Here is a 22,551-nt window from a genome sequence, read left to right on the forward strand (position 1 = left end):
CGAACAATACTAACCCTGTCCCCGCATACAGGAATTGAAACCCTACCGATCCGGCTGAAATATCTGATCACCCTGCGTCAGATTCGTGCCTGAAGCGGCTTTGCGCACAGATTTCAGCCCGCATCACGCAGGTGTTCGGGTGGCTCGAAACCCTCTTCAATTGGATCAACTCTCAGGTCGCCCCACTTAGATTCCAGGAACCATGAGACTTGGTCGGCGGGCACCGCCTTTTCGAACAGGAAACCTTGCCCCAGCGAGCAATTCAGCGACTGAAGATAACCAAGGTCCTCCGATGACTCGATACCCTCCGCCGTCACATCAAGCTCAAGCCCGTTTGCAAGCGCCATAATGCCCGTGACAATTTTCTGATTTTGCGGTTCCGCGGCGATGTTGGTGACAAAGCTCCGGTCAATCTTTATCCGATCAAACGGCAGTTGCCGCAGGCTTGCCAGGCTGGAATATCCGGTTCCGAAATCGTCAAGGGCTACTGCGACTCCTAGATCTTTCAACGCATCGAGTTTTGCCCGCGCAACATTGAAATCATGAATGACCGAACTTTCCGTAATTTCGATTGTCAGCCGGCGCGCATCAAACTCGCTTTCCTTCAGTATCTCTTTGATCTGATCCACCAACTTTGGATCGTGGAACTGGTAAGGCGAAACATTGAAGGAAATCGAAAGCGCAGAATCCCATTGCGTGGCTAACATGCAGGCGCGTCGCAATATGCTATGACCAAGGCTGCCGATCTGGCCGCTATCTTCGGCAATAGCGATGAATACATCGGGCGGTATCTGACCGCGCGTCTTGTGGTTCCAACGCGCTAGAATCTCAAATCCGATCAGCTTGTTCGATTCGATCTCAATAATTGGCTGAAACCACGGTTCGATATCGGATTTGATGATCGCTTCTCGCAATTCAGCTTCGATCTCTGCCCGTTCGTGGGACTGGCGATCCAATTCAGCGTCATACCAGGCAAATCGGCCTCGGCCTTCATTCTTCGCCATATATAAGGCTTTATCGGCCCGCCGAAGCGCCTCGGCGCAGGACGTTGCGGTATTCCATTTGACCAGCCCGATGCTGCAACTGATAAAAATCTGATTGTCCTCGTATTCGACAGCATCTTCCATCGTGTGCAGTATCCGCCGGACCACACGCTCGATCTTAAGCACATCAGCCGAACTCTCGAAAATCACCGCAAATTCGTCACCACCAAGCCGTGCCAGAACATTGTCCGGCCCAACCTCTTCTCGCAGCCTTCGAGCCACCGTCTGCAGTGTCAGGTCGCCAGCAGCGTGGCCATGCAGATCGTTGACCGGCTTGAACCGGTCCAGATCGATCATCGCGATACCTCTTTCATCTGCATTCGAGGCTTTATCCGCAATTTGCTCCAGCGCGGATGAGAAAGCCCGGCGATTCATCAACCCCGTCAACGGATCGTGGCGGGCATTTTTTTCGGCGCGTTGACGCTGGGCTTCGCGTTCAAGAGTAAGCTTTTTCAGCCGGCGCCATTGGAAACCAATTGAAAAAATCAAAGCTACCGTAAGGTTCAGGATAAGAAGAGCGAACTCATCAAGATCCCAATCTTCATGCGCACGGCTGTACTCATAAAACCGTTCGAACAGTTCCATTTCTGCCAATATCGGCCATGTAACGATTGCCGAGATAAAAAACGCCGCAGGTATAGCGGATGCCCTGGCGAACCGAGGGAGCGAAAACGATGAATCCGGTACCATATCTTACTCGTTCTAAAATTGGAGTGCGTGGCAAATTGCGGGAAATCGACTGCGTTTCGGTAAACCACTGGCCCGGAACTGCTTCGAATTTTAGCGAATAGCGGCACGAACCTCTTCGCCTGCAAGTCTCTGCTCATAGGGCGTGGGTAGACGCATCATGTCTCGCTGCACCTGGCTGGCTTGTCTGAAATCAGGCAGGTTATGAAATCCCGCAACTTCCGGGTTGAGGGGCATCGCAAGTTCGACCACACTATCTCCATGCCCTCCGCCTCTCTCGATACACCCATCGGCCCGCTGACCGTTGATGCCCGTGACGGCAAAATCTTTCGCGTGCGGTGGGTGGATGATCCCTCGGGTGAGATCACGCCAGAATTACAGGCCGCTGTCGATCAGCTCCGCGTCTATTTCGCGGGTGAGCTTGAAACCTTCGATCTGCCACTCCACGTCGATGGCTCGGATCTGCAACGCGCAGTTTGCGATGCGATGTACGCCATCCCTCTGGGCGAGACGCGGACCTATGGCGATCTGGCCGCCGAACTGGGCGTTCCCGCGCAGGCCATCGGCGGCGCATGTGGCGGCAATCCGATCCCGGTGATCATTCCCTGCCACCGGATTCTGGGCGCATCGACCCTCGGTGGATTTTCGGGCATGGGCGGGGTTGAAACCAAGGTCTGGCTGTTGCGCCACGAAAAGGCCGCTGGCCTGCTGATCTGAGCCCGCAAGCATATTCCGTAAGTGCCCCCTCTGAGGCCGATCTGATTATGTACGTTTTATGCATACGGAACGTACGTCCCGTACGTTTTGGCACCTCAGCCGCGTGCCGGAACAATCTGTTGCACGATGCCGACAAAAATCAGATAGAGCGATGTCACCACCAGCCCCCAATGAGCCCAGCTTTGTGGATGGAAATCGACCCAGGCGGCCCATCCGGCAAAGAAGGTCCAGGCAAGGGCGATGGGCAATGAAAGTGTCCGCCACCGCTCGGTCCGGACCGGGTGGATGAACTTCAGCGGTGTGAACATCGCCACCGCCAGCACCGCGACAAGCACGAGGCTGATCCAGAAATTAGGCTCGATCGCGAAGAGAACCAGCACCAGCATATTCCAGCATGCGGGGAAGCCGGAAAAGGAATTATCCCTTGTTTTCATGCGTGTATCGACAAGATATAGCGCGCTGGCAAAGGTAATGACGATGATCGCGAACCAGCCTGTCCAACCCGGCAAAAGGCCCGATTTGAAAAGTGCGAAGGCCGGGATGAAGATATAAGTGAGGTAGTCGATGATCATATCGAGGATATTGCCGTCGAACTGCGGGCTATAGGTCTTGACCTCGTATTTGCGCGCCAACGGGCCATCAATGCCGTCTACAACGAAAGCCACGACCAGCCACAGGAACATCAGACTCCACTTTTCGTCCACCGCAGCCAGCATCGCCAGCATGGCAAACACCGCCCCCGTCGCGGTAAAGAGATGAACGGCTAAGGCCTTGAATTCACGCGTCATGTGTTCCTCATGCAGAAAAGTTGCTGCAGGTGCAATCAGGCTTTGGGATGGGTGGCCTGATAGACCTCCATCAACCTGGCGGTATCAACCGCTGTGTAGGCCTGTGTAGTGGATAAGGAGGCATGGCCGAGCAGTTCCTGAATGGCGCGCAGGTCTCCGCCAGCATTGAGTAAATGGGTGGCAAAACTATGCCGCATCGCATGCGGCGTTGCACTCGCAGGCAGGCCAAGCTGCAGGCGAACGCCTTCGATCAGTTTCTGGACGATGCGCGGGTTCAGCTTACCGCCCCTGACACCGCGAAAGACCGGCAGGTCATCGGCTTGCGGATGCGGGCATAGGGCCAGATACCGGGCCATCGCCTGACGCACTGCGGGAATGACCGGGACGATCCTTTCCTTGCCACCCTTACCAGTAATGCGCAAAACTTCATCCAGTGGCAGATTGCGCCCAGTAAGACCAAGCGCTTCGGAGATGCGCAGCCCACAGCCGTAAAGTACCGTCAACACCGCCTGATCACGTGCGACAACCCATGGGGTATCATGTTGAAACTCAACGGTTTCAATAACGTCCCGCGCCGCTTCAGCCGACAGGGGCCTTGGCAGTTTGCGCTGGAACTTGGGCGAACGGGTCGCCAACACCGCGGTTGGCTCAAAACCTTCACGCTCGGACAGCCAGCGATAGAAGCTTTTCACAGCTGACAGTTTCCGCGCCAGCGATCGCGCACTCACATTCTGCCCGCGCACCGACGCCATCCAGCTGCGCATATCGCCTACCGAAATTCGCGCCAACGCGGAGAGGCCCTGGGTTTCGCCGCGGTGTTCCGTCATGAACGCCAGAAAACCGGCGACATCACGTCCATAGGCGTCAATGGTATTCTCTGCCGCCCCGCCAAGCGCTTTGCGAGCGTCGAGCCAGCCCTGCAACGCATCGCGAGCGGCAGATGAGATCATGACAACCAGCGGCGCATGGCCCGTTCGAAAACACCCGCAAAAAAGGCAAGAAGGTCAGTACCTTGCTGCGGCGTGAACTGATGCGGGTCTTCCGAGCCAAGTGCCAGCATCCCCGGCAAGCGCCCATCGCCGAAATCCAGCATGAGGCAGGCCTCGGACCGAACAAACTCGGCGCCCCGGCCATAGATCCGCATATCGCCCTCGTGGGTCTGCCTTAGAGTGACCGGACGCACGGGTGTGTTTCGCCCGGTATCCAGATAGGTTTCGATAAACCCCGGCTCGGCGACGGTCAAAACATCACCCAGCTTCTTGACCGCGGGATCGCTTTCATCCTGCACGGTCTCAAGCACCAGCCTGATCATGTCGACCCGAAGAATGCCCGCCACCTCGCCACCGAGATCCATCAGGAACGCCTCGAACTCCACCGGGTCAAGCATCCGTAGAACCGCCCGGTGCACCTGATTAGTGCCCGCCAGGTTTTCGTAAGCCGCAGCGATGACGCTGCGATGCGTATCTTCCAGCCGGTCCAGCCGTGCCTCTAGCCGTTTCATGGCGATGCCGCGCAAATCGACGATATTATCGCCCATTGCGCGCTCGTTCGCCGCGACCAGAGCCCGCATAAGGTCTTGATCTTCAAGAATAACGTCAGGCTGCGCGATGATATGCTCACGCAGGGTGTCTTCGAGCTCGGGCTTGCTACTCATTAAACGCCTCAGTTTTCTTTTTCGCCCTTATAGCATGGGATCACAGGATTTTCTGCCCTGTTTTTTCCCAATCTGACAAAAATGCTTCCAACCCTTTGTCGGTCAATACATGCTCAGCCATCTGCTTGATTACCTTAGGCGGTGCAGTCATGACATCTGCGCCGATCATCGCGGATTGATAGGCGTGATTCACCGAGCGAATCGAGGCCGCAAGAATCTGAGTTTCATAGCCGTAATTGTCATAGATCTGGCGGATATCCGAAATCAGGTCCATCCCATCGAGATTGATATCATCCAGCCGCCCGATGAAGGGACTGATGAAAGTCGCGCCAGCCTTTGCCGCCAGAAGCGCCTGATTGGCCGAGAAACAGAGAGTGACATTCACCATGTTGCCTTCGTTCGTCAGCACGTTACAGGCTTTCAGACCGGCCCATGTCAGCGGCACTTTCACGGCGATATTATCGGCAATCTTGGCCAGCTTGCGACCTTCGGCGATCATCGCGTCAGCCTCGGTCGCGACCACCTCGGCACTGACCGGACCATCGACCATGTCGGCGATTTCCTTGGTGACTTCCAGAATATCCCTGCCCGATTTCATGATCAGCGATGGGTTGGTGGTCACGCCATCAACCATGCCGAGGTCATTCAGTTCGGCAATCTGATCAACTTCGGCGGTATCTACGAAAAATTTCATGTATGGGATCCATTTGCGCGGGTTGGAGTTTCTGCCTCTAGCGTTTACCTCATTGGGTGTGATGCCGAAACCCCTGAACCGGAGCGCCTGTTGACCGCCGATCTGCCCAGCTTCTTCGACCCCGGATCACTAGTGGCGGTGCTGACGACGCAGCCACTTGGGGGCACACTGGATTACAAGGCTCCCGAAGGCGGTTGCCACCTTGGTGCTTTCGTCGAGGTACCGCTGGGGCCGCGCAAGGTGACGGGGGTTGTCTGGGGGGCGGGGACTGGTGGTTTTGACCTCAGCAAGGCACGCGCGATCATCCGGGTGCTGGACGTAGCCCCGATGCGGCTGGAGATGCGGGATTTTCTGCGGCGGGCCGCTGACTATACGCTGACACCGATGCCCGCGATGCTGCGGCTGGCGACCCGCGCACCGGGATTGGGTAACCCGCCATCGATGCAGAAAATCTATCGTATTGGACAGGGCGACCCGGACCGCGTCACAGATGCGCGCCGCCGCGTGATCGAGGTTTTGCGCACCTATGGCGGATTGTCGTTCACCCTCAAGGAGTTGGCCGAACAGGCCGGTGTTTCGCCTTCGGTGGTCAAGGGGCTGGTTAAACAGGGCGTTGTGCATGAGGAGGCCTCACCGCGCAATCTGCCCTTCCCGCCGCTTGACCCCGATCTCGACCGCAAGGATCTGACCGAGGATCAGGAAACCGCTGCCAAGACACTGATAAGCGGCATAAAATCTGGCGACTATGGCACTACCCTGCTACGCGGTGTCACCGGATCGGGCAAGACCGAGGTCTACCTTGAGGCGGTCGCCGAGGCCCTGCGGCAGAGACGCCAGACGCTTGTTCTGTTGCCCGAGATCGCCCTGACCGCTGAATTCCTGACCCGCTTTACCGCACGGTTCGGCGCGGCCCCGGCGGAATGGCACTCGGGCGTGACCATGACCGAACGACGCCGGGTCTGGAAAATGGTGGGTCAGGGAGCGGCACAGGTGGTTGTGGGCGCACGCTCTGGACTGTTCCTGCCGTTTCAGAACCTCGGGCTGATCGTGGTCGATGAGGAACATGACACCTCCTACAAGCAAGAGGACGGCGTGCTTTATAATGCGCGCGACATGGCGGTACTCAGGGCGTCGATCTGCGGGGCACAAGTTGTGCTGGCCTCGGCCACGCCCAGCCTTGAAAGCTGGACCAATGCCGAGGCGGGAAAGTATCGCAAGCTTGAGCTAACCTCGCGATTCGGCGACGCGGTGATGCCGGATATCCGGCCCATCGACATGCGAGTCGAAAAACTGCCGTCGAACAGGTGGATTTCGCCAACCTTGCAGTCCGCTGTCAACGACAGGATTACGCGGGGCGAGCAGGCTCTGTTGTTCATCAACCGACGCGGCTATGCGCCGATCACGCTGTGCCGAGCCTGCGGGCAGCAAGTGGGCTGCGATCACTGCGATGCGCGGATGGTCGAACATCGGTTTCTCAAGCGCCTGGTCTGCCACCAATGCGGCGAAACCCGACCCATCCCTTCTGCCTGCCCCTCCTGCGAGGCCGAAGACAGGCTGGCCGCGGTCGGCCCGGGCGTCGAACGCCTGACCGAAGAGGCTGCTCAGCTTTTTCCCGATGCCCGCATCGCCACCCTCTCCTCGGATCTTTTCGGATCGGCGCGGGCATTAAAAGCCCAGATCGAACAGATTGCCGAGGGGGGTGCGGATATCATCATCGGCACCCAGCTTGTGGCGAAGGGCCATAACTTTCCACTACTGACACTTGTCGGCGTGATTGATGCGGATCTGGGGCTTCAGGGGTCGGACCTGCGGGCAGCCGAGCGAACTTTTCAGCTAATGCGGCAGGTTGCCGGGCGCGCGGGGCGCAGTACCCGCAAGGGCACGGCGCTGCTACAGACATTTCAGCCCGAACACCCTGTCATCCGTGCCATCCTGTCTGGCGACGAGGTGGGATTCTGGCGTGCCGAAGCGAATGAAAGGCAACATGCCGGGGTTCCCCCATTCGGTAGGATGGCTGGGATCATCCTGTCTTCACCTGACATGCAGGAAGTGTTTGATCTGGGAAATGACCTTGCCCGCCGGGATACGCCCCTGCGCCGGATAGGGGCACAGGTTTTCGGCCCTGCCCCGGCTCCGATTGCACGCATACGCGGACGCCACCGCGTGCGCCTGCTGGTAAAGGCGCCTAAAGGCGTCGCCCTGCAAACCGCCCTTGCCGATTGGATCGGTCAGGTCAGAATATCAAACCAGCTTAGGTTAAGTGTCGATATCGACCCCCAGAGCTTTTATTAGATTTTTGTTGATCGGATAGGTCTGACCGGTCGACGTGTACCCGCTATCGCCGCCTAACGCTGAGCCTATCAGAAAACCGTCAGCGTATCGGCAAGAAACGGATATTTCTTAATAACCGGCGTCACGATCGTGTCGTTCAGGATCGGTTTCAGCGTCTCTGCCACCTGCGCGGGCATGTCCTGCAATATGTCTTTACGAGCAGTGAGCGAAATGGTGCGCGAGAGTGGCTCGAACGGCAACTCAAAAACGTCAATCTGATCAGCGAAGCGCCGCGCGCGCATCAGCGCCAGCGGGGTCAGAATCGACCATCCCGCCCCCTGCCCCACGAGCGCCAGAATGGCGTGGTAGCTGTCGATCTCAAAACGATGCGGCAGCGTAATATTTTGCCGGGCAAGATGCGAGGCAATCAAACGGCCCATATACTGCCGTTGTGTATACTGGATCAGGGGCAGGCGTTTTAGCTGACGCAAACGATCACCGTCCATGTCGATGACGCCGCGCGGGGCGGCGATGGCAAAACCCTCGCGCATGAGCGGATGCACCTCTACCCATTCCTCCTCGGCGCCAAGCTCGGCCGCCACGATCACATCCAGCGACCGCGCATCCAACTGGTCATAGAGATAATGACTGGCACCGGTCTCAAGCAGAAACTGACAGCCCTTTAGCTCACCCGCCATATGGGTCAAAAGCTGTGGCGTCACATCCGCCTCGAGGTCTTCGATCATACCCAGACGGAATCGTGTCAGACGCGAAAGATCCGACATTGCCAGTTCTGCCCTGGCCTGTGCGGTTTCATTCAGAATGGTCTGGGCGCGCCGGTGCAAGATTTCGCCCGCCGGGGTCAGACGGATCGGCCGAGCATTTCGCTGCAGCAGTGTCGCGCCCACAGCGGATTCCAGATTGGTCAGTTGCTGGGAGACCGCCGATGGGCTGGCCCCTAAGCGTCGGGCAGCTGCCGAGATCGAACGCTCATCGGCGGCCGCCATGAACACTTCGATTCCCCAAAGGGTTATTCGGCCCGGGCTATCAACCATCTGAGTCTATTTGCCCAATTTCGACAGCTTGTCCTGAAGATCCGAAAGCTGTTTTTTGATCTCGTCGAGATTGTCGTCGTCGCCATCCTCGTCTTCCGAGGTCTCCTGCGCCGTCGTCCCCATGCTGCTCAGGCCACCGGCCATTGCTTTCATGAACGCCTCCTGCTGCGCACGCATTGCCTCCAGCCCCGGCATCCCTGTCAGAGGATTGGCCTTGGTCATGTTTTCCATCATCTTCGACTGGCTTTCGCGCAGCATTTCGAAACTGTTCTGAAGAAATTCCGGCACCATGCTGGTCGCATGGCTGGCGTAGCTACGCACAAGGTCGTTCAGCACATTGATCGGAAGCACGTTTTCGCCACGGCTTTCGTGCTCGGCGATGATTTGCAGCAGATACTGCCGTGTCAGATCATCACCGGATTTCAGGTCGATAATCTGCACCTCACGCCCGTCGCGGATAAACTCGGCAATATCTTCCAGCGTAACGTAATCCGAGGTTTCGGTATTATAGAGCCGCCGGCTTGCGTAACGCTTGATCAGCAACGGTTTCTTGGTGTCAGCCACGGTGCGTTCCTCCCCGAAAATGCAGCGCTGCAGCAAAGCTTATGCTACTGCAGCACAAAAAGAAAGAGCGAGCCGAAATGGCTCGCTCTTCGCTTGAGCACCCGACAGGGAGGTATCGGGTGCGTAAAGCGGGTCTTACTTAACGGCCGAAGCTTTTTTAGCAGCAGCTGTCACGTCGTCGGTTGCTTTTTTGACGACTTTGGCTGTGTCTTCCTGGATGTCTTTGCCAGCCGCCATCAGCAGCTCAACAGTTTCCATTTGGACTTTCTTGGCAACTTCAGCGAAGGCGGCCATGTTCTCGGCGGCAACTTCGGCACTGGCCGAGGCGAAATCGGTTACGGCTTTTGCATAGTCAGCCGGCTCGGTTTTCGCTTTGGTCATGTCGTTCAGTTTGGCCAGAGTTTCTTTGGTCCATTTGTTCGAGATTTCAGCCGATTGCTCAGCAGCTGTCAGAGCAACGCCCGACAGTTTTTCGCTCAGAGCGGCCTGGTTCTTGAACGCGTCTTCCATCGCTTTGGTGTCGACGGGGAATGCGCCCATGATGTCTTTCATGACGGTGTTGATGTCTTGTGCTTTTGCCATTGTACTAATCCTTGGTGTTCATCGCGGGTCCACCGCGGTTCTGCGTATGCCAAGAATATGCATGCTGCATCGCAGCATTTCAAGTATTTTTTTCTGCACTGCAGCAAAATAATTCTAAAAGCCTCTAAGACCTTGATTATAAATCGTTTGATTTGCGCCTTACATAAGTGCCAGGAGCGGGACTCAGGGGTTTATGCTTCGAATCACCCGGTTCCCTCGCTTCAATTTTCTTGCCTGACCGCTTGCGCAGCCACGTTTCCCAGCGCGGCCACCACGAGCCTTCATGGTAATCCGCGCCGTCCATCCAGTCGTCGGGTCTCAGTCCCAGATCGTCATTTGTGTAGTGGCCATATTTCTTCTTGGATGGTGGGTTCACGATCCCCGCGATATGGCCCGATTCCGATACAATAAAAGTCCGGTCCTTGGCACCAGTCATCTGGAACCCGCGATAGCAGTCTTTCCACGGCGCGATATGATCGGTCTGGCAGGTGATCGACATCAGTGGCACTTTCACATCGTTGATCGTCAGCTTTTCACCCAACAATTCGATGCCTCCCGCGATAAACTCGTTGCGCTGGCACAAACCGCGCAGATAATCGACGGACATTTTCGCTGGCAGGTTCGACCCGTCGCCGTTCCAGTAGAGCAGATCGAACGCCGGGGGTGTTTCGCCCATCATGTAGCTTTTGATGGCGGGCGTGTAGATCAGATCATTCGACCGCAGGAATGACATCGTTCGCCCCAGAATAAACGAACGCAGCACGCCCTGCTCGTTCACTTCTTCCTCGATCCCGTCAATGAAATCGTCCTGAAGGAACGGTAGGAATTCGCCCTGCTCTGAAAAATCAGTCAGCGCGGTAAAGAAGGTTGCAGACTTGATGCTATTGTCCTTGCGCTTGGCCAGCAAGGCGAGGGTCAGATGCAAGGTCGTTCCCGCGATGCAATAGCCAACGGCGTTGACCTGCTTCTGGCCGGTGATTGCCTTCGCTTCCCGAATCGCGGTCAGAAAACCCTCTTCAATGTAATCTTCCATGCCAATGTCAGCGAAGGACTTATCCGGATTCACCCAGGATACGACAAAAAGCGTATACCCCTGATCAACGATCCATTTGATCAGGCTGTTTTGCTCTTTCAGGTCCAGAATGTAGAACTTGTTGATCCAGGGTGGGAAGATCACCAACGGCACTTCGTGAACCTGCTCAGTCGATGGTGCATACTGGATCAGTTCCATCATGCGGTTGCGGAATACTACCTCGCCCGGTGTTGTCGCGACATTGCCGCCCAACTCGAAAGCGCTTTCGTCCGCCAGCCGCACGACCATCTCGCCGTTATTGGCCTCAAGATCAGCGACCAGATTCTCCAACCCTTTGACAAGCGATTCGCCTTCGGTTTCAACCGCCTTCTCCAGCGCATCGGGATTGGTGCCCAGAAAATTCGTCGGCGACATCATGTCGATGATCTGGCGCGAGAAATAAGCCAGGCGTCGCTGCTCCTTGGCGTCAAGGTCATCCACGCCATCCACGGCCTGTTCGATCGCCTGGGCGTTTAGCTGATACTGGTCTTTGATGTATTTGAAGTACGGGTTTGTGTCCCATAAAGGATTCGCAAAACGCTTGTCTTTTGGCCCGGTTTTTTCTGCAACCGCGTCCTCTGTGGTGCCGCTTTGCAGCAATAATTGCTGGGCATCGATGTAGTGCCGAACCGACTTGCCCCAATATTCAAGCTGGTTCTCAAACAGTTTCCCGGGGTTTTCAAGCATCTCGGTCCAATAGGAAGTGGCTGCTTTCGCAAACAAATCCGGTGAGGGCCCGCCAAGTGAGGGGTTGGCCGGATTACGTTGCGAAAATGCTTCTACCAGCCTTTTTGAAAGCCCCTCGACGCGCGCAAGGTTTTCGTTCAACTTCTCGATATTCACGGCTTCGGTATCCTCTTGCGTTGCCATATTGAAGAAATCCTTCTAGAGTTTCTGCTATGCAGCATAGCGTTGCGCTGCGGGAGGGCAGTGCGACGAATGTAACCGGGCGATCCGCCCCGAGGAGATATAACATGCGCTACATGGCCACGTATGACTGGATGGAAACCCTCCGTAACACCAATCAGTGGTTGGGCGCCACCGCCCTTTCGCTCTCATCATATCCGGTTTTCAGCCTTGCGCCAAATCCTGCCTTCCAATGGATGGCTGCGTGGGGCGAAGTGACCGAACGCACGTTCCAACGCATGGTGACGAAACCCGACTGGGGTATTGAAAGTATCACAGGCGAGGATGGCCGCGATCACCTGATCAACATCGAAACCGTGATCAGCCGTCCATTTGGGGATCTGATCCATTTCGACGTCTCAGGCCGCGAGGAAATGGCCCGCCGGGTTCTGCTGGTGGCGCCGATGTCGGGCCACTACGCCACACTTCTGCGTTCGACCGTGCGGTCACTTCTGCCCGATTGCGAGGTCTACGTGACCGACTGGCACAATGCCCGCGATATCCCCGTGTCGGCCGGTAAGTTCGATATCGAGGATTATACGCTCTACCTCGTCGATTTCATGCGCGAACTGGGCTCCGACCTGCACGTCATCGCGGTTTGCCAACCGGTTCCGCTGACGTTGGCGGCTACGGCCTATCTTGCCGAGCAGGATCCCGACGCTCAACCGCGGTCGCTGACCCTGATCGGCGGACCGATTGATCCCGATGCCACGCCAACGGACGTCACCGACTTTGGGCGGCGCGTCACCATGGGTCAGCTTGAGGAAACCATGATCCAACGTGTGGGGTTCAAATATCCCGGCGTGGGTCGCATGGTCTACCCCGGCCTGTTGCAGCTTGCCTCGTTCATGTCGATGAACAACGAACGCCATATGAAGGCCTTTATGGATCAGATTTCCCGCGTCGCGCAGGGCAAGGCCAGCGATCGCGACCCGCATAACAAGTTCTACGACGAATATCTTGCAGTGATGGACATGCCGGCGGAGTTTTATCTTTCGACCGTCGAACGTATCTTCAAGGGCCTTGAAATCGCACGGAACGAGTTTGTGGTGGATGGTCATAGGATTGATTTCGGTAAAATCACCAACGTTGCGGTCAAAACCGTCGAAGGCGGCAAAGACGATATCAGCGCACCGGGTCAGTGTATTGCAGCGCTGAATCTCTGTACCGGACTGCCTGACAGCAAGAAGGCAAGTTATGTCGAACCCGACGCGGGTCACTACGGCATCTTCGCGGGCCGCAGCTGGCGTAACAATATTCGCCCGCTGGTATTGGACTTCATCGATACCAACAGCGATGCGCCGGAGCCGCGTAAACGGACCTCACCGCGCAAAAAGCCAAAAGGCAAAGTCGATCAGCCGGCGAACAAGAACGCCGCAGCCTGATCCGGTCAGACTTTTACGCGAGACTGCAAGACAAATGGCTGTTTCAGCCAGCTATGCAGGGCGTCGTTTGTCGCACTGGGGGCTTCCAATGTCGGCAGATGGCCCACCCCTTCCAGCACGGCAAGCTTGGCATAGGGTATCAGCTCGGACATTAGCGTGTGGCGCTTGACCGGCGTCAGATTGTCCTGATCACCACAAAGAACGAGCGCAGGGACCTGACAGCGGCGCAGCACCGATTGGTAGTCTCGTCGGCGTTGCAATGCCCTGATCTGACGAATGATCGCCTCGGGGCCCATATCACCAGCCATCTCCAGAAGCTCGGCCATCACCGCGGCCCGCCCCGGACCGGCCGCAATATGTTCCGGCGGCATCAGGCCCTCAACCGCCTCTTCCAGTTTCCCAGACCGCAGCTTGATGATCATGGGTTCGTAATCGGCAGCGGATTGCGGTGTTTCGGCAAGCGAATTCGTGCTTATCAAGGCAAGGCGTGTCACCCGATCCGGTGCCCGGCGCAGAATTTCCATCGCAACGATACCGCCCATGGACAACCCCACGAGGGCAAATTTCGGCGGCACACGATCCAGAATGTTGGAAGCAATCTCTTCGATCCGCTCGCCCATCGTAACCGGGGCAACAGTGACGGCCCGATCACGGCCAAATTCGAGCAATTGCATCGCAAAAACCCGCAGATCACACATCAAACCCGGCAAAAACACTACAGGTGTATGCATAGGGTCGCATCCTTCATGTCTTGGGCCAGGTGCCTGTGATTTCGCTCAACCATAACTTGTCATAACTGCGCGCAACGTCAACTATTTGTGGTGACCTCGAAGCCATTCCAGCGAAATGCGCCGTCAGGCGACAGGGGAGAAAAGGGATTATGTGCTATTTCCCAGATATGACCATCGGGATCCGCAAAATATCCATGATACCCGCCCCAAAACACATCAGAAGGTCGTTTCAGGATTGTCGCTCCGGCCCTGTCCGCCGCCGCGATCAGCGCGTCTACGGCACTTTTTTCAGAGACGTTATGGGCCAACGTCATGGCGCCATGCCCCAAATCATCGACCGGCAGGCCAATTTCATCCGCCAAAGCGTCTAGTGAATAAAGGCCAAGCGTCTGGCCAATCAGATCAAAGGCAACCACACCATCGGGTGTCTCAACCCTGCGCCAACCAAGATCCTCGTAGAACCGGGCCGAACGCTCGGTGTCCCGAACGCCGAGTGTGATAAGGGAAACGCGCTGATCCATCAATGCTTCCTTTCTTCAGTCCTGTCTCGCCAATGCCAACACGTCCTCAATGGAGCTTTCGATCAGCGCTAAAGCGACGGGGTCGGAAAACCGGTGATCGGCGCCATCGACGAGGGTCAGACGCATATCGGACCCCTCGGCGTGATCAAGCAGCCGCAATGCAACCGACATGTCCACATCGGCATCTGCCGTGCCCTGCAAAAACCGGACGGGGAATGGAAGTGGCAGAGGATCGCGCAAAACCAGGCTGTTGCGGCCATCTTCGATCAGGCGCCGGGTGATGACATACGGCTCACCATAATCGCTTGGCAGTGAAATCCGGCCTTTTGCCATCATCTCGGAGCGCTGCGCGTCATCGAAGCCCGCCCACATCGAATCCTCCGTAAAATCGGGGGCCGCCGCAATGGTGACCATCCCGGCCACCCGCTCGGGCATGGCGCGCGCGGTTAACAGAGAAATCCAGCCCCCCATGGAGGACCCTACAAGAACCTGTGGCCCGCTGGACAACGCCCCAACCGCGGCGGCGGCATCCGCGGCCCAGTCGCCGATCGACCCTTCGGTAAAATCACCCGAGGATTGCCCATGCCCGGAATAGTCGAAACGCAAGTATGCCCGGCCTGTCCGACGCGCCCAATCTTCCAGATAGACCGCCTTGGTGCCCTGCATGTCCGAAACGAACCCACCCATAAACACCACGCCGGGTGCGTCCCCGGCAATTTGGTGATAGGCGATGCTGCGCCCGGAAGCCGTTTCCAGAAAGTCGGGTTGTGCCATATCCTGTCCCCTGAACCGAAATTTCGTCAGAGCGACTTGGACGCATCACCGGGAAAGAATCAACCCGGCAATTACAGGCAGTACTGGCCGCAGGTCAGATCAGCTGATTGAGCCTAGAACGTTTTCGATACGCCGCAGCAGACCATCGCGCCCCGTGCTGACGCCTTGCCATGGCAATTGCGGTATTACGGCTGTTACCGGTGATGCCGGCTCGCTCCAGGATGCGACTGGCTCGTCCCGCTCATCCGCGTCGCCGCGCTCATACGTACGGTTTTCTTGCTGTTCATAAACCATCGGTTCATTTCTCGTGACATCGACACTTTTTCAGCGCTTTTATAGGGGCGCTCAACGGCACATTAACCATCTAGATTTCGATTGAAAATACCTTTTTGTTTCAGGCTGTTACAGTATATTTTCGTATACTTTAGCGCACAAGTGCATACCTTCCAGCCGCAACAGAGCAGTTCAATACCCTGAAAATAAAAAAGCCGGGATGCGATACCCCGGCTCTTCGTAATCCGCTGCGACCGCGATCAGCCGCCGATATAGGCCCCGGCTCGCGGGCGATAGAACACTTTCTGATTATGCAAACGGCCCAGCAAATCTTGTATCTGCCTCAACGTTTCGTCGCAATCCTGCCCCGGGCGGAAAGTTTCATTCTGCCGCTTCTCGCTACTGACAAGGCGGCTCGACAAATCCTGTCCGGAATTCTGCAATGCCGCTTCGATCAGTTCGACATCCTCAACCGATAGTTCGAAATTCACGTTATACGACGTCATCATAAGCTCCTTCTCAGTCTCTGCAGCGTCCCGGTTTTGCGACCAGCATTAGGCCCAAAGATACGCATGCCGGATGGCATGTCCACTAGAATTATATAAATGCGTCAATATGTTACGGGATATCTATGTATACGGCGGCGCACAAATACGGGATACTATCGCACACCCAAAATGAGTATCGCTGCCCCTTCAACCGCTTAGCAGATTCATTAAGATGAGATAGCAGAAGCGCACGCCACCTTTTTGGGCAGCAAGAAACCGCGTAAGGCTTGACTTGGCATTCCGCTCAAGTCACATAGGCGCCCTGTAAATAACCCGCAACCGGGCGTTCCGTGGGCGCCAAACCGACGAGGAGCTTAAGGCCGATGGCCCAGATTTCCCTTACCTTTCCCGATGGCAATGCACGTTCTTATGACGCCGGCATCACCCCTGCCGCCATTGCCGCCGATATCTCAACTTCGCTGGCGAAAAAGGCGATTTCCGCGACCGTGGATGGTCAACACTGGGACCTGCAATGGCCCATCGAAAGGGATGCGGAAATCAGCATCCATACGATGAAGGACGAAGTACAGGCGAATGAGCTGATCCGCCACGATCTGGCCCATGTCATGGCGCGTGCGGTGCAGGAAATTTGGCCCGATGTAAAAGTCACAATCGGACCGGTCATTGAAAACGGCTGGTACTATGACTTCGACCGCGCCGAGCCCTTCACGCCCGAAGATCTGGGGCTGATCGAGAAGAAGATGAAAGAGATCATCAATCTTCGCGACGAGGTCAGAACCGAGATCTGGGAGCGCGCCCGCGCGATCAAGCACTACGAGGATGCAGGCGAGCCCTTTAAGGTCGAACTGATTGAAGCGATCCCCGGAGATGAACCGCTTCGCATGTATTGGCATGGGCATTGGCAAGACCTGTGCCGCGGTCCGCATCTGCAACATACCGGGCAGCTGCCCGCCGACGCCTTCAAACTGATGAGCGTCGCCGGCGCCTATTGGCGCGGCGATTCCAAACGACCGATGTTGCAGCGCATCTATGGTGTCGCGTTCACCGGCAAGGAAAAGCTCAAAGCCTATCTGACTTTCCTCGAAGAGGCGGAAAAGCGCGATCACCGCCGCTTGGGTCGTGAGATGCAACTGTTCCATTTTCAGGAAGAAGCCCCCGGCATGGTGTTCTGGCACCCCAATGGCTGGACGATCTACCGCGCGCTCGAAGATTACATGCGTCGCAAGCTGACCAAGGCCGGATACCAGGAGATCAAGACCCCGCAAGTGGTTGACCGCAAACTCTGGGAAGCCTCGGGCCACTGGGATAAATACCGTGAAAACATGTACATCACGGAGATCGACGAAGAGCACGCCAACGAAAAACGCACCAATGCGCTCAAGCCGATGAACTGCCCTTGCCACGTTCAGATTTTCAATCAGGGCCTGAAATCCTATCGCGATCTGCCCCTGCGTCTGGCGGAATTTGGTTCGTGCCACCGATACGAAGCGCATGGTGCGCTGCACGGGCTGATGCGGGTACGCGGGTTCACGCAGGATGACGCGCATATCTTCTGCACCGAAGATCAGATCGAAGAAGAGACCTCGAAATTCATCGACCTTCTGTCGGATATCTACCGCGATGCGGGGTTCTCAAGCTTCGACATCAAGCTGAGCACGCGCCCCGAGGTGCGGGTCGGATCGGACGAAGTGTGGGACAAGGCGGAAGAAGCGCTGGAAAAAGCAATCCTGAGCGTGCGCAACGATTACGAGGTCGATCCCGGCGAAGGCGCCTTCTACGGTCCGAAACTGGATTTCAAACTGACCGATGCCATCGGGCGTGAATGGCAATGCGGCACCTTCCAGGCGGATTTCAACCTGCCCGACCGGCTGGACGCGTCCTACATCGGTGCGGATGGCGAAAAACACCGCCCCGTTATGTTGCACCGTGCGATCCTCGGCAGTTTTGAACGCTTCCTCGGCATCATGCTCGAAAACTATTCCGGCAAACTACCCTTCTGGCTGGCCCCGCACCAGGTAGTCGTCGCCTCCATCGTCACAGAGGCAAACGACTATGCGCAGAAAGTGGTTGATACGTTAACCGCTGCGGGCATCCGAGCCGAGGCCGACCTGCGCAATGAGAAGATCAACTACAAAGTGCGCGAACATTCGGTTGGCAAAGTGCCGGTCATTCTGGCCTGCGGCATGAAGGAAATTGAGAACGATACTGTCTCGGTTCGACGCCTGGGACAGAAACAAACCAGCGTTGAGCCGCTTGATACTGTTACAATTGAACTGGCCCGCGAGGCGACGCCCCCCGACTTGCTGTAACAAACACCCGTTTCCTCGGCCGGAAGCTGTAACATTACACAAGCTTTCGGCCGAGAGCTTTCTCTATTTTCCTTTATAATCATAAAGTTGCGCAACCCTATCGGCTTCACGCGTCCTGACACGCCCGTGTCTAACGATGTCGTGAGTGGTTTTCTGCCCACCTCCGCAATTATGTTCTACCTATCGCCGCCACGGCGATAAGATGAACCCGTCGCCAAACGCGACGTGATGTAACTGATTAGGGAGCTTCCCGAATGTCGAAGATGATGAAAACCGTAGCCATTGCTGGCGCAGTCACCGCAGCTATCGCAGCTCAGGCCACTAGCGTAAGCGCAGCTGGAAAAGAAAAGTGCTATGGCGTTGCTCTGGCAGGCGAAAACGGCTGCAAAGCCGGTGCAGGCACCACCTGTGCAGGCACCTCGACCGTCGATTACCAAGGCAATGCCTGGACGCTTGTTGACGCGGGTACCTGTGCCGAGATTGAACTGCCTGCAACGGCAGACGGCACTCCACGTCAAGGTTCGCTGGAAGAGCTGAGCCGCGACCTGCCGTCCTAACCAAACCCGGGATGCGCATAGGATGAACATGCGCATCCCCCCTTCCGCTTCCGACCTGACTGAAAGCAATCGTCATGCTGGATAACTCACCGAAATTCCCTGCCCTTCCTGCTGCGCCGGGAGTGGGATACAAACCGCAGCATTTTAGCGATATCCTGAATGATGCCGCACCGGTGGAATGGTTGGAGATCCATGCCGAAAACTATATGGGTGATGGCGGTCGCCCGATTGCGCAGCTTCGCCATCTGTCAGAGCAGTTTGCAATTTCCGTGCACGGCGTCGGCCTTAGCATTGGTGGTGAAACGGAGCTTGATGCGGATCATCTCGCCCGTCTCAAGCATATCTGCAACTGGCTGCAACCAGAGAGTTTTTCGGAACATCTGGCGTGGTCCACCCATGACAGCCACTTCCTGAATGATCTGCTACCCCTGCCCTATACCAAGGCCACCCTCTCCCGTGTTGCCGATCACATTGATCAGGTGCAAGAGGTCGTTGGCCGCCAGATGCTGCTGGAAAACCCCTCAAGCTATCTGGCCTTTGACGAAAGTACCTATGCCGAGACCGAGTTCCTCGACGAGGTAGCCAAACGCACCGGCTGTGGCCTGTTGCTGGATGTGAACAACGTCTTTGTCTCGGCCACGAACCTACAGATCGACCCTTACGCCTATATCGATGCCTTTCCGCTGGCCCGCGTCGGCGAGATACATCTGGGCGGACATGATGAGGAAACCGATGACCACGGAGCGCCACTGCTGATCGACAGTCATGGACGCGAAGTCGCCGATCCGGTCTGGACCTTGCTGGACTACACGCTGGAAAGATCCGGTGTTCGCCCCATCCTGATCGAGTGGGATGCAAATATCCCCGAATGGGCTGAACTGGCGGCAGAAGCCGAACGCGCGGCCAATGCACTTCAGAAAGTGCCAGCATGAATGTTTCACAAACAACGTTCCACACGGCTTTGCTGGACCCTTCGCAAGCCGTACCCGGCGGGTTGAGCGACGGGTTGGGCCAGCCTGCGGGCAGCCGGTTTTCAGTTTATCGCAATAATGTCGCCGTTAGCCTGACGGAGGCGCTGGAGTTGAGCTTCCCAGCCATCGCAAAGTTACTGGGCGAGCAGAATTTCAAGGGGCTGTCGGGTATCTTCCTGCGCCAGCATCCACCCGAAACGCCGATCATGATGCAATATGGTGCGGCCTTCCCCGATTTTCTGGCCGGAATCGAGCAGCTCTCCCATATCGGCTATCTGCCCGACGTTGCCCGGCTGGAACAAGCTGTGCGGGTCTCGTATCACTCTGCAGATGCGACCCCAATCGACCCTGAAGACCTCCAGGCTTTGGCGCCGGACGCGCTTGCATCGGCTCGGTTCGACCTTGCGCCATCCGTGCGGCTTGTCCGCTCTTCCTGGCCGATCCATCAGATATGGGCCTATAATCTTGAAGACGGCGCGCCCAAGCCAACCGGTGGTGCGCAGGACGTACTTATCCATCGGCCGGAATTCGACCCCGAAGTGATCCCTATCTCACCGGGAACGGCAGATTTTATCGCCGCGATGATGCGGGGAGAAATGCTGGCGGATGCCAACGAGAGCGCGCAGGCCGCACATGACACCTTCGATCTGTCGCAAGCCCTTGGCCTTCTGCTGTCAGCCCAGGCCATCACACACATAACTACTGGAGATGATTGATGTACGCGCTGATTTCCTTGCATGATGCCGTGTTCGGTCGACTTGAACGCGCAAGCTGGTTGTTACCGACACTCGCGCGCTTTCTCTTTGCCGCGCTCTTCCTGTTCTATTTCTGGGTCTCCGGCGCCACCAAACTGGGCGATGGCTTTCTTGGCCTCTTCAGCCCATCCTTCAACGCATATGCCCAGATTTTCCCTAAGGCGATGGAAGCGGCGAACTATGATGCAGCGGAACTGTCAATCTTTCACACGCTGGTTGTTCTGGCCGGTACCTATGCCGAATTCCTGCTGCCGCTGTTGATCGTTATCGGGTTATTCAGCCGTCTGGCTGCGCTTGGTATGATCGGATTTATCGCAGTGCAGACTCTGACAGACCTCTACGGCCACGGTGTGATCAATGAGGCGGCGTCGGTCGGAGCATGGTTCGACAAGATGCCGGACGCGATCATCATGGATCAGCGGGCGCTGTGGATTTTCCTGCTGTTGGTGATCGTTTTCAAAGGGGCAGGCCCGATTTCAGTGGACCGCGTGCTCGCCAACAACGCCGAGCCTAAAAATGAGCTTTAGGCTCATCCGGTTTTCCGGCTGCAACGGCCAGCAGTCCGCCCAGCAGGGTAAACCCGATGGGGAACATGGTGAAGACACTGAAACCGAAGGCATAATACATCAGCCCGGCTGAGATCAGCATCAACATTCCCCCCCATAAAGCACGTGCACTGGCCATGGCACCACCAGCGATGGCCAGCACGGGGGACAGGAAGCTGGCAATGCGGATCAAATCCACGTTGTCCACCTGATGGGCAAGGCCATCGATCTCGCCGAACCGCTCGATCGCCTCGGTATATCCATAGCCGAAAAAACCGACGAACATGGCAAAAACACCGCCAATGATACCCAGAACAAGTGCCGCATTACGCATCAGTACCCTCCAACTTACGAGATGCAGATAGGCATTCCTGCCAGTTTATCCAAGTAGGGCGGCCTCAACCTCGGCATTCCAACCCAGATATAGCTGACCATGCTGCTCAATCAGAGGGCGCTTCATTAGCGTCGGATGCTCTGTCAGCAGGTCAAGCGGTGCGGTGGCGCGATCTGCATCACTTAGTCCACGCCAGGTTGTAGAGCGGGTATTGAGAAGTGCTACACCAAAAGTCGCATAGGCGGATTTCAGCACGCTTTGGGGCACGCCATCGGCGCGGACATCACGCAGTTCAGCATCAGGAAATGATTTCAATGCCTTACGGCAGGAATCGCAATTTTTGAGACCATAAATAACCATCGTTCCCCCCGGTATTTTCCACCTTCCATAACGATCGGTAACGCAAAGGTCACGGGGTTTCACTTGCTTTTTGCAGGGGCCATGCAATCATCGGTAGCGCGGCGGCACATTCGCCGCATGGCCCGGCATATTCCCGGGGACTGGAAGTCAAGAAGGAGAAGCGGCATGCCTACCGGCACCGTGAAATGGTTCAATACAACAAAGGGTTTCGGCTTTATCGAACCCGAAGATGGCGGCAAGGATGTCTTTGTGCATATCTCGGCCGTCGAACGCTCCGGCCTGACAGGGCTGGCTGACAATCAAAAGGTTTCTTATGAGCTTCAGGATGGGCGCGACGGGCGTCAAATGGCTGGCGATCTCAAGCTGCTCTGACTGCGCAACATCGTATTTGTTATAAAATCATGGCCTTCGCCCGGGTAACAACCTGCGGCGCAGGCTACTATGCCGGATGACTGCGGTGACCAGCGGCCCAGCGCGCTTGTTTTTTGCCTTCC

The 22,551-nt window shown here is 56.5% G+C and carries 24 protein-coding genes; 9 read left to right on the forward strand and 15 right to left on the reverse strand.

Going from position 1 to position 22,551, the window contains the following annotated elements; all coding sequences use genetic code 11:
• Nucleotides 1-113 precede the first annotated feature (113 nt).
• Nucleotides 114-1,628 carry a putative bifunctional diguanylate cyclase/phosphodiesterase gene (locus tag LC334_RS10835; protein ID WP_176237688.1) on the reverse strand — a complete coding sequence of 505 codons (1,515 nt, stop codon included), beginning with the start codon at nucleotides 1,626-1,628 and terminating at the stop codon, nucleotides 114-116.
• A gap of 363 nt (nucleotides 1,629-1,991) precedes the next feature.
• Between LC334_RS10835 and LC334_RS10840 the strand changes: the two genes are divergently transcribed.
• Entirely contained in the window at nucleotides 1,992-2,447 is a 456-nt protein-coding gene (locus tag LC334_RS10840; RefSeq protein ID WP_085800596.1) for a methylated-DNA--[protein]-cysteine S-methyltransferase, read from the forward strand.
• Nucleotides 2,448-2,542: 95 nt separating this feature from the next.
• On the opposite strand, the gene LC334_RS10845 is transcribed toward LC334_RS10840, so the two are convergent.
• The 4 genes from LC334_RS10845 to fsa are packed head-to-tail and all read right to left on the reverse strand — an operon-like array spanning nucleotide 2,543 to nucleotide 5,583.
• Nucleotides 2,543-3,235 carry a CDP-alcohol phosphatidyltransferase family protein gene (locus tag LC334_RS10845; RefSeq protein ID WP_085800471.1) on the reverse strand — a complete coding sequence of 231 codons (693 nt, stop codon included), beginning with the start codon at nucleotides 3,233-3,235 and terminating at the stop codon, nucleotides 2,543-2,545.
• A 35-nt stretch (nucleotides 3,236-3,270) separates the two neighbouring features.
• Nucleotides 3,271-4,185: a tyrosine recombinase XerC gene (locus tag LC334_RS10850; protein ID WP_085800470.1), complete on the reverse strand. Its 915-nt coding sequence runs from the start codon at nucleotides 4,183-4,185 to the stop codon at nucleotides 3,271-3,273.
• Nucleotides 4,182-4,889, reverse strand: a complete 708-nt coding sequence (locus LC334_RS10855; protein WP_085800469.1) for a DUF484 family protein — start codon at nucleotides 4,887-4,889, stop codon at nucleotides 4,182-4,184. Before LC334_RS10855 ends, LC334_RS10850 begins: the two co-directional genes overlap by 4 nt.
• A gap of 40 nt (nucleotides 4,890-4,929) precedes the next feature.
• Nucleotides 4,930-5,583: a fructose-6-phosphate aldolase gene (fsa, locus tag LC334_RS10860; RefSeq protein ID WP_085800468.1), complete on the reverse strand. Its 654-nt coding sequence runs from the start codon at nucleotides 5,581-5,583 to the stop codon at nucleotides 4,930-4,932.
• Between the two features lie 90 nt (nucleotides 5,584-5,673).
• Between fsa and LC334_RS10865 the strand changes: the two genes are divergently transcribed.
• Nucleotides 5,674-7,875 carry a primosomal protein N' gene (locus tag LC334_RS10865; RefSeq protein WP_085800467.1) on the forward strand — a complete coding sequence of 734 codons (2,202 nt, stop codon included), beginning with the start codon at nucleotides 5,674-5,676 and terminating at the stop codon, nucleotides 7,873-7,875.
• Between the two features lie 68 nt (nucleotides 7,876-7,943).
• On the opposite strand, the gene LC334_RS10870 is transcribed toward LC334_RS10865, so the two are convergent.
• The 4 genes from LC334_RS10870 to phaC form a co-directional block, all read right to left on the reverse strand.
• Nucleotides 7,944-8,909, reverse strand: coding sequence for a LysR family transcriptional regulator (locus LC334_RS10870; RefSeq protein WP_085800466.1), 966 nt, complete (start codon nucleotides 8,907-8,909; stop codon nucleotides 7,944-7,946).
• 6 nt (nucleotides 8,910-8,915) lie between these two features.
• Nucleotides 8,916-9,473, reverse strand: coding sequence for a polyhydroxyalkanoate synthesis repressor PhaR (gene phaR / locus LC334_RS10875; protein WP_085800595.1), 558 nt, complete (start codon nucleotides 9,471-9,473; stop codon nucleotides 8,916-8,918).
• A gap of 135 nt (nucleotides 9,474-9,608) precedes the next feature.
• Complete coding sequence (locus tag LC334_RS10880; RefSeq protein WP_085800465.1) at nucleotides 9,609-10,055, reverse strand: phasin family protein; 447 nt, start codon at nucleotides 10,053-10,055, stop codon at nucleotides 9,609-9,611.
• A gap of 136 nt (nucleotides 10,056-10,191) precedes the next feature.
• On the reverse strand, nucleotides 10,192-11,997 hold the full coding sequence (gene phaC / locus LC334_RS10885; RefSeq protein WP_085800464.1) for a class I poly(R)-hydroxyalkanoic acid synthase: 1,806 nt from the start codon (nucleotides 11,995-11,997) through the stop codon (nucleotides 10,192-10,194).
• Between the two features lie 104 nt (nucleotides 11,998-12,101).
• On the opposite strand from phaC, the gene phaZ reads away from it, so the two are divergent.
• On the forward strand, nucleotides 12,102-13,418 hold the full coding sequence (phaZ, locus tag LC334_RS10890) for a polyhydroxyalkanoate depolymerase (protein ID WP_085800463.1): 1,317 nt from the start codon (nucleotides 12,102-12,104) through the stop codon (nucleotides 13,416-13,418).
• A 5-nt stretch (nucleotides 13,419-13,423) separates the two neighbouring features.
• Here phaZ and LC334_RS10895 read toward each other — a convergent pair whose 3' ends face one another.
• From LC334_RS10895 to LC334_RS10910, 4 genes are all read right to left on the reverse strand, one after another.
• On the reverse strand, nucleotides 13,424-14,149 hold the full coding sequence (locus LC334_RS10895) for an alpha/beta fold hydrolase (protein WP_085800462.1): 726 nt from the start codon (nucleotides 14,147-14,149) through the stop codon (nucleotides 13,424-13,426).
• Nucleotides 14,150-14,226: 77 nt separating this feature from the next.
• Nucleotides 14,227-14,670, reverse strand: coding sequence for a VOC family protein (locus LC334_RS10900; RefSeq protein ID WP_085800461.1), 444 nt, complete (start codon nucleotides 14,668-14,670; stop codon nucleotides 14,227-14,229).
• Nucleotides 14,671-14,685: 15 nt separating this feature from the next.
• A complete protein-coding gene (locus LC334_RS10905; RefSeq protein ID WP_085800460.1) occupies nucleotides 14,686-15,444 on the reverse strand; it encodes an alpha/beta fold hydrolase in 759 nt (252 codons plus the stop codon).
• 533 nt (nucleotides 15,445-15,977) lie between these two features.
• Entirely contained in the window at nucleotides 15,978-16,223 is a 246-nt protein-coding gene (locus LC334_RS10910; RefSeq protein ID WP_085800594.1) for a hypothetical protein, read from the reverse strand.
• 365 nt (nucleotides 16,224-16,588) lie between these two features.
• Here LC334_RS10910 and thrS point away from each other — a divergent pair, with 365 nt between their 5' ends.
• The 5 genes from thrS (at nucleotide 16,589) to LC334_RS10935 (ending at nucleotide 21,345) form a co-directional block, all read left to right on the forward strand.
• Complete coding sequence (thrS, locus tag LC334_RS10915) at nucleotides 16,589-18,535, forward strand: threonine--tRNA ligase (protein ID WP_085800458.1); 1,947 nt, start codon at nucleotides 16,589-16,591, stop codon at nucleotides 18,533-18,535.
• Nucleotides 18,536-18,789: 254 nt separating this feature from the next.
• Nucleotides 18,790-19,092, forward strand: a complete 303-nt coding sequence (locus LC334_RS10920) for a BufA1 family periplasmic bufferin-type metallophore (RefSeq protein ID WP_085800457.1) — start codon at nucleotides 18,790-18,792, stop codon at nucleotides 19,090-19,092.
• Between the two features lie 74 nt (nucleotides 19,093-19,166).
• Nucleotides 19,167-20,024 (forward strand): MNIO family bufferin maturase, encoded by an 858-nt coding sequence (gene bufB / locus LC334_RS10925; protein ID WP_085800456.1) that lies wholly within the window; start codon nucleotides 19,167-19,169, stop codon nucleotides 20,022-20,024.
• Nucleotides 20,021-20,779, forward strand: coding sequence for an HvfC/BufC N-terminal domain-containing protein (locus tag LC334_RS10930; protein WP_085800455.1), 759 nt, complete (start codon nucleotides 20,021-20,023; stop codon nucleotides 20,777-20,779). Before bufB ends, LC334_RS10930 begins: the two co-directional genes overlap by 4 nt.
• Entirely contained in the window at nucleotides 20,779-21,345 is a 567-nt protein-coding gene (locus tag LC334_RS10935) for a DoxX family protein (protein WP_085800454.1), read from the forward strand. The genes LC334_RS10930 and LC334_RS10935 overlap by 1 nt, the downstream gene beginning before the upstream one ends.
• Here the strand turns inward: LC334_RS10935 and LC334_RS10940 are convergent.
• Nucleotides 21,329-21,697, reverse strand: coding sequence for a hypothetical protein (locus LC334_RS10940; protein ID WP_085800453.1), 369 nt, complete (start codon nucleotides 21,695-21,697; stop codon nucleotides 21,329-21,331). The two genes, LC334_RS10935 and LC334_RS10940, sit on opposite strands and share 17 nt — an antisense overlap.
• Nucleotides 21,698-21,742: 45 nt before the next feature.
• Nucleotides 21,743-22,057, reverse strand: coding sequence for an arsenate reductase family protein (locus tag LC334_RS10945; RefSeq protein ID WP_085800452.1), 315 nt, complete (start codon nucleotides 22,055-22,057; stop codon nucleotides 21,743-21,745).
• A 165-nt stretch (nucleotides 22,058-22,222) separates the two neighbouring features.
• Here LC334_RS10945 and LC334_RS10950 point away from each other — a divergent pair, with 165 nt between their 5' ends.
• Entirely contained in the window at nucleotides 22,223-22,429 is a 207-nt protein-coding gene (locus LC334_RS10950; RefSeq protein ID WP_085800451.1) for a cold-shock protein, read from the forward strand.
• The last annotated feature ends 122 nt before the right edge of the window (nucleotides 22,430-22,551 follow it).

It is taken from the genome of Roseovarius aestuarii (assembly GCF_019966515.1).
Classification (GTDB): Bacteria; Pseudomonadota; Alphaproteobacteria; order Rhodobacterales; family Rhodobacteraceae; genus Roseovarius; species Roseovarius aestuarii.

Excerpts from the sequence above, each read along its gene's own strand:
- LC334_RS10880 (WP_085800465.1), bottom strand. The coding sequence starts at position 10,055 with ATGGCAAAAGCACAAGACATCAACACCGTCATGAAAGACATCATGGGC.
- thrS (WP_085800458.1), top strand. The coding sequence starts at position 16,589 with ATGGCCCAGATTTCCCTTACCTTTCCCGATGGCAATGCACGTTCTTAT.
- phaC (WP_085800464.1), bottom strand. The coding sequence starts at position 11,997 with ATGGCAACGCAAGAGGATACCGAAGCCGTGAATATCGAGAAGTTGAAC.
- LC334_RS10950 (WP_085800451.1), top strand. The coding sequence starts at position 22,223 with ATGCCTACCGGCACCGTGAAATGGTTCAATACAACAAAGGGTTTCGGC.
- bufB (WP_085800456.1), top strand. The coding sequence starts at position 19,167 with ATGCTGGATAACTCACCGAAATTCCCTGCCCTTCCTGCTGCGCCGGGA.
- LC334_RS10900 (WP_085800461.1), bottom strand. The coding sequence starts at position 14,670 with ATGGATCAGCGCGTTTCCCTTATCACACTCGGCGTTCGGGACACCGAG.
- LC334_RS10930 (WP_085800455.1), top strand. The coding sequence starts at position 20,021 with ATGAATGTTTCACAAACAACGTTCCACACGGCTTTGCTGGACCCTTCG.
- LC334_RS10850 (WP_085800470.1), bottom strand. The coding sequence starts at position 4,185 with ATGATCTCATCTGCCGCTCGCGATGCGTTGCAGGGCTGGCTCGACGCT.
- LC334_RS10935 (WP_085800454.1), top strand. The coding sequence starts at position 20,779 with ATGTACGCGCTGATTTCCTTGCATGATGCCGTGTTCGGTCGACTTGAA.
- LC334_RS10870 (WP_085800466.1), bottom strand. The coding sequence starts at position 8,909 with ATGGTTGATAGCCCGGGCCGAATAACCCTTTGGGGAATCGAAGTGTTC.
- LC334_RS10855 (WP_085800469.1), bottom strand. The coding sequence starts at position 4,889 with ATGAGTAGCAAGCCCGAGCTCGAAGACACCCTGCGTGAGCATATCATC.
- LC334_RS10945 (WP_085800452.1), bottom strand. The coding sequence starts at position 22,057 with ATGGTTATTTATGGTCTCAAAAATTGCGATTCCTGCCGTAAGGCATTG.
- LC334_RS10920 (WP_085800457.1), top strand. The coding sequence starts at position 18,790 with ATGTCGAAGATGATGAAAACCGTAGCCATTGCTGGCGCAGTCACCGCA.
- LC334_RS10910 (WP_085800594.1), bottom strand. The coding sequence starts at position 16,223 with ATGACGTCGTATAACGTGAATTTCGAACTATCGGTTGAGGATGTCGAA.
- LC334_RS10840 (WP_085800596.1), top strand. The coding sequence starts at position 1,992 with ATGCCCTCCGCCTCTCTCGATACACCCATCGGCCCGCTGACCGTTGAT.
- phaZ (WP_085800463.1), top strand. The coding sequence starts at position 12,102 with ATGCGCTACATGGCCACGTATGACTGGATGGAAACCCTCCGTAACACC.
- LC334_RS10845 (WP_085800471.1), bottom strand. The coding sequence starts at position 3,235 with ATGACGCGTGAATTCAAGGCCTTAGCCGTTCATCTCTTTACCGCGACG.
- LC334_RS10905 (WP_085800460.1), bottom strand. The coding sequence starts at position 15,444 with ATGGCACAACCCGACTTTCTGGAAACGGCTTCCGGGCGCAGCATCGCC.
- LC334_RS10835 (WP_176237688.1), bottom strand. The coding sequence starts at position 1,628 with ATGGAACTGTTCGAACGGTTTTATGAGTACAGCCGTGCGCATGAAGAT.
- LC334_RS10940 (WP_085800453.1), bottom strand. The coding sequence starts at position 21,697 with ATGCGTAATGCGGCACTTGTTCTGGGTATCATTGGCGGTGTTTTTGCC.
- fsa (WP_085800468.1), bottom strand. The coding sequence starts at position 5,583 with ATGAAATTTTTCGTAGATACCGCCGAAGTTGATCAGATTGCCGAACTG.
- LC334_RS10895 (WP_085800462.1), bottom strand. The coding sequence starts at position 14,149 with ATGCATACACCTGTAGTGTTTTTGCCGGGTTTGATGTGTGATCTGCGG.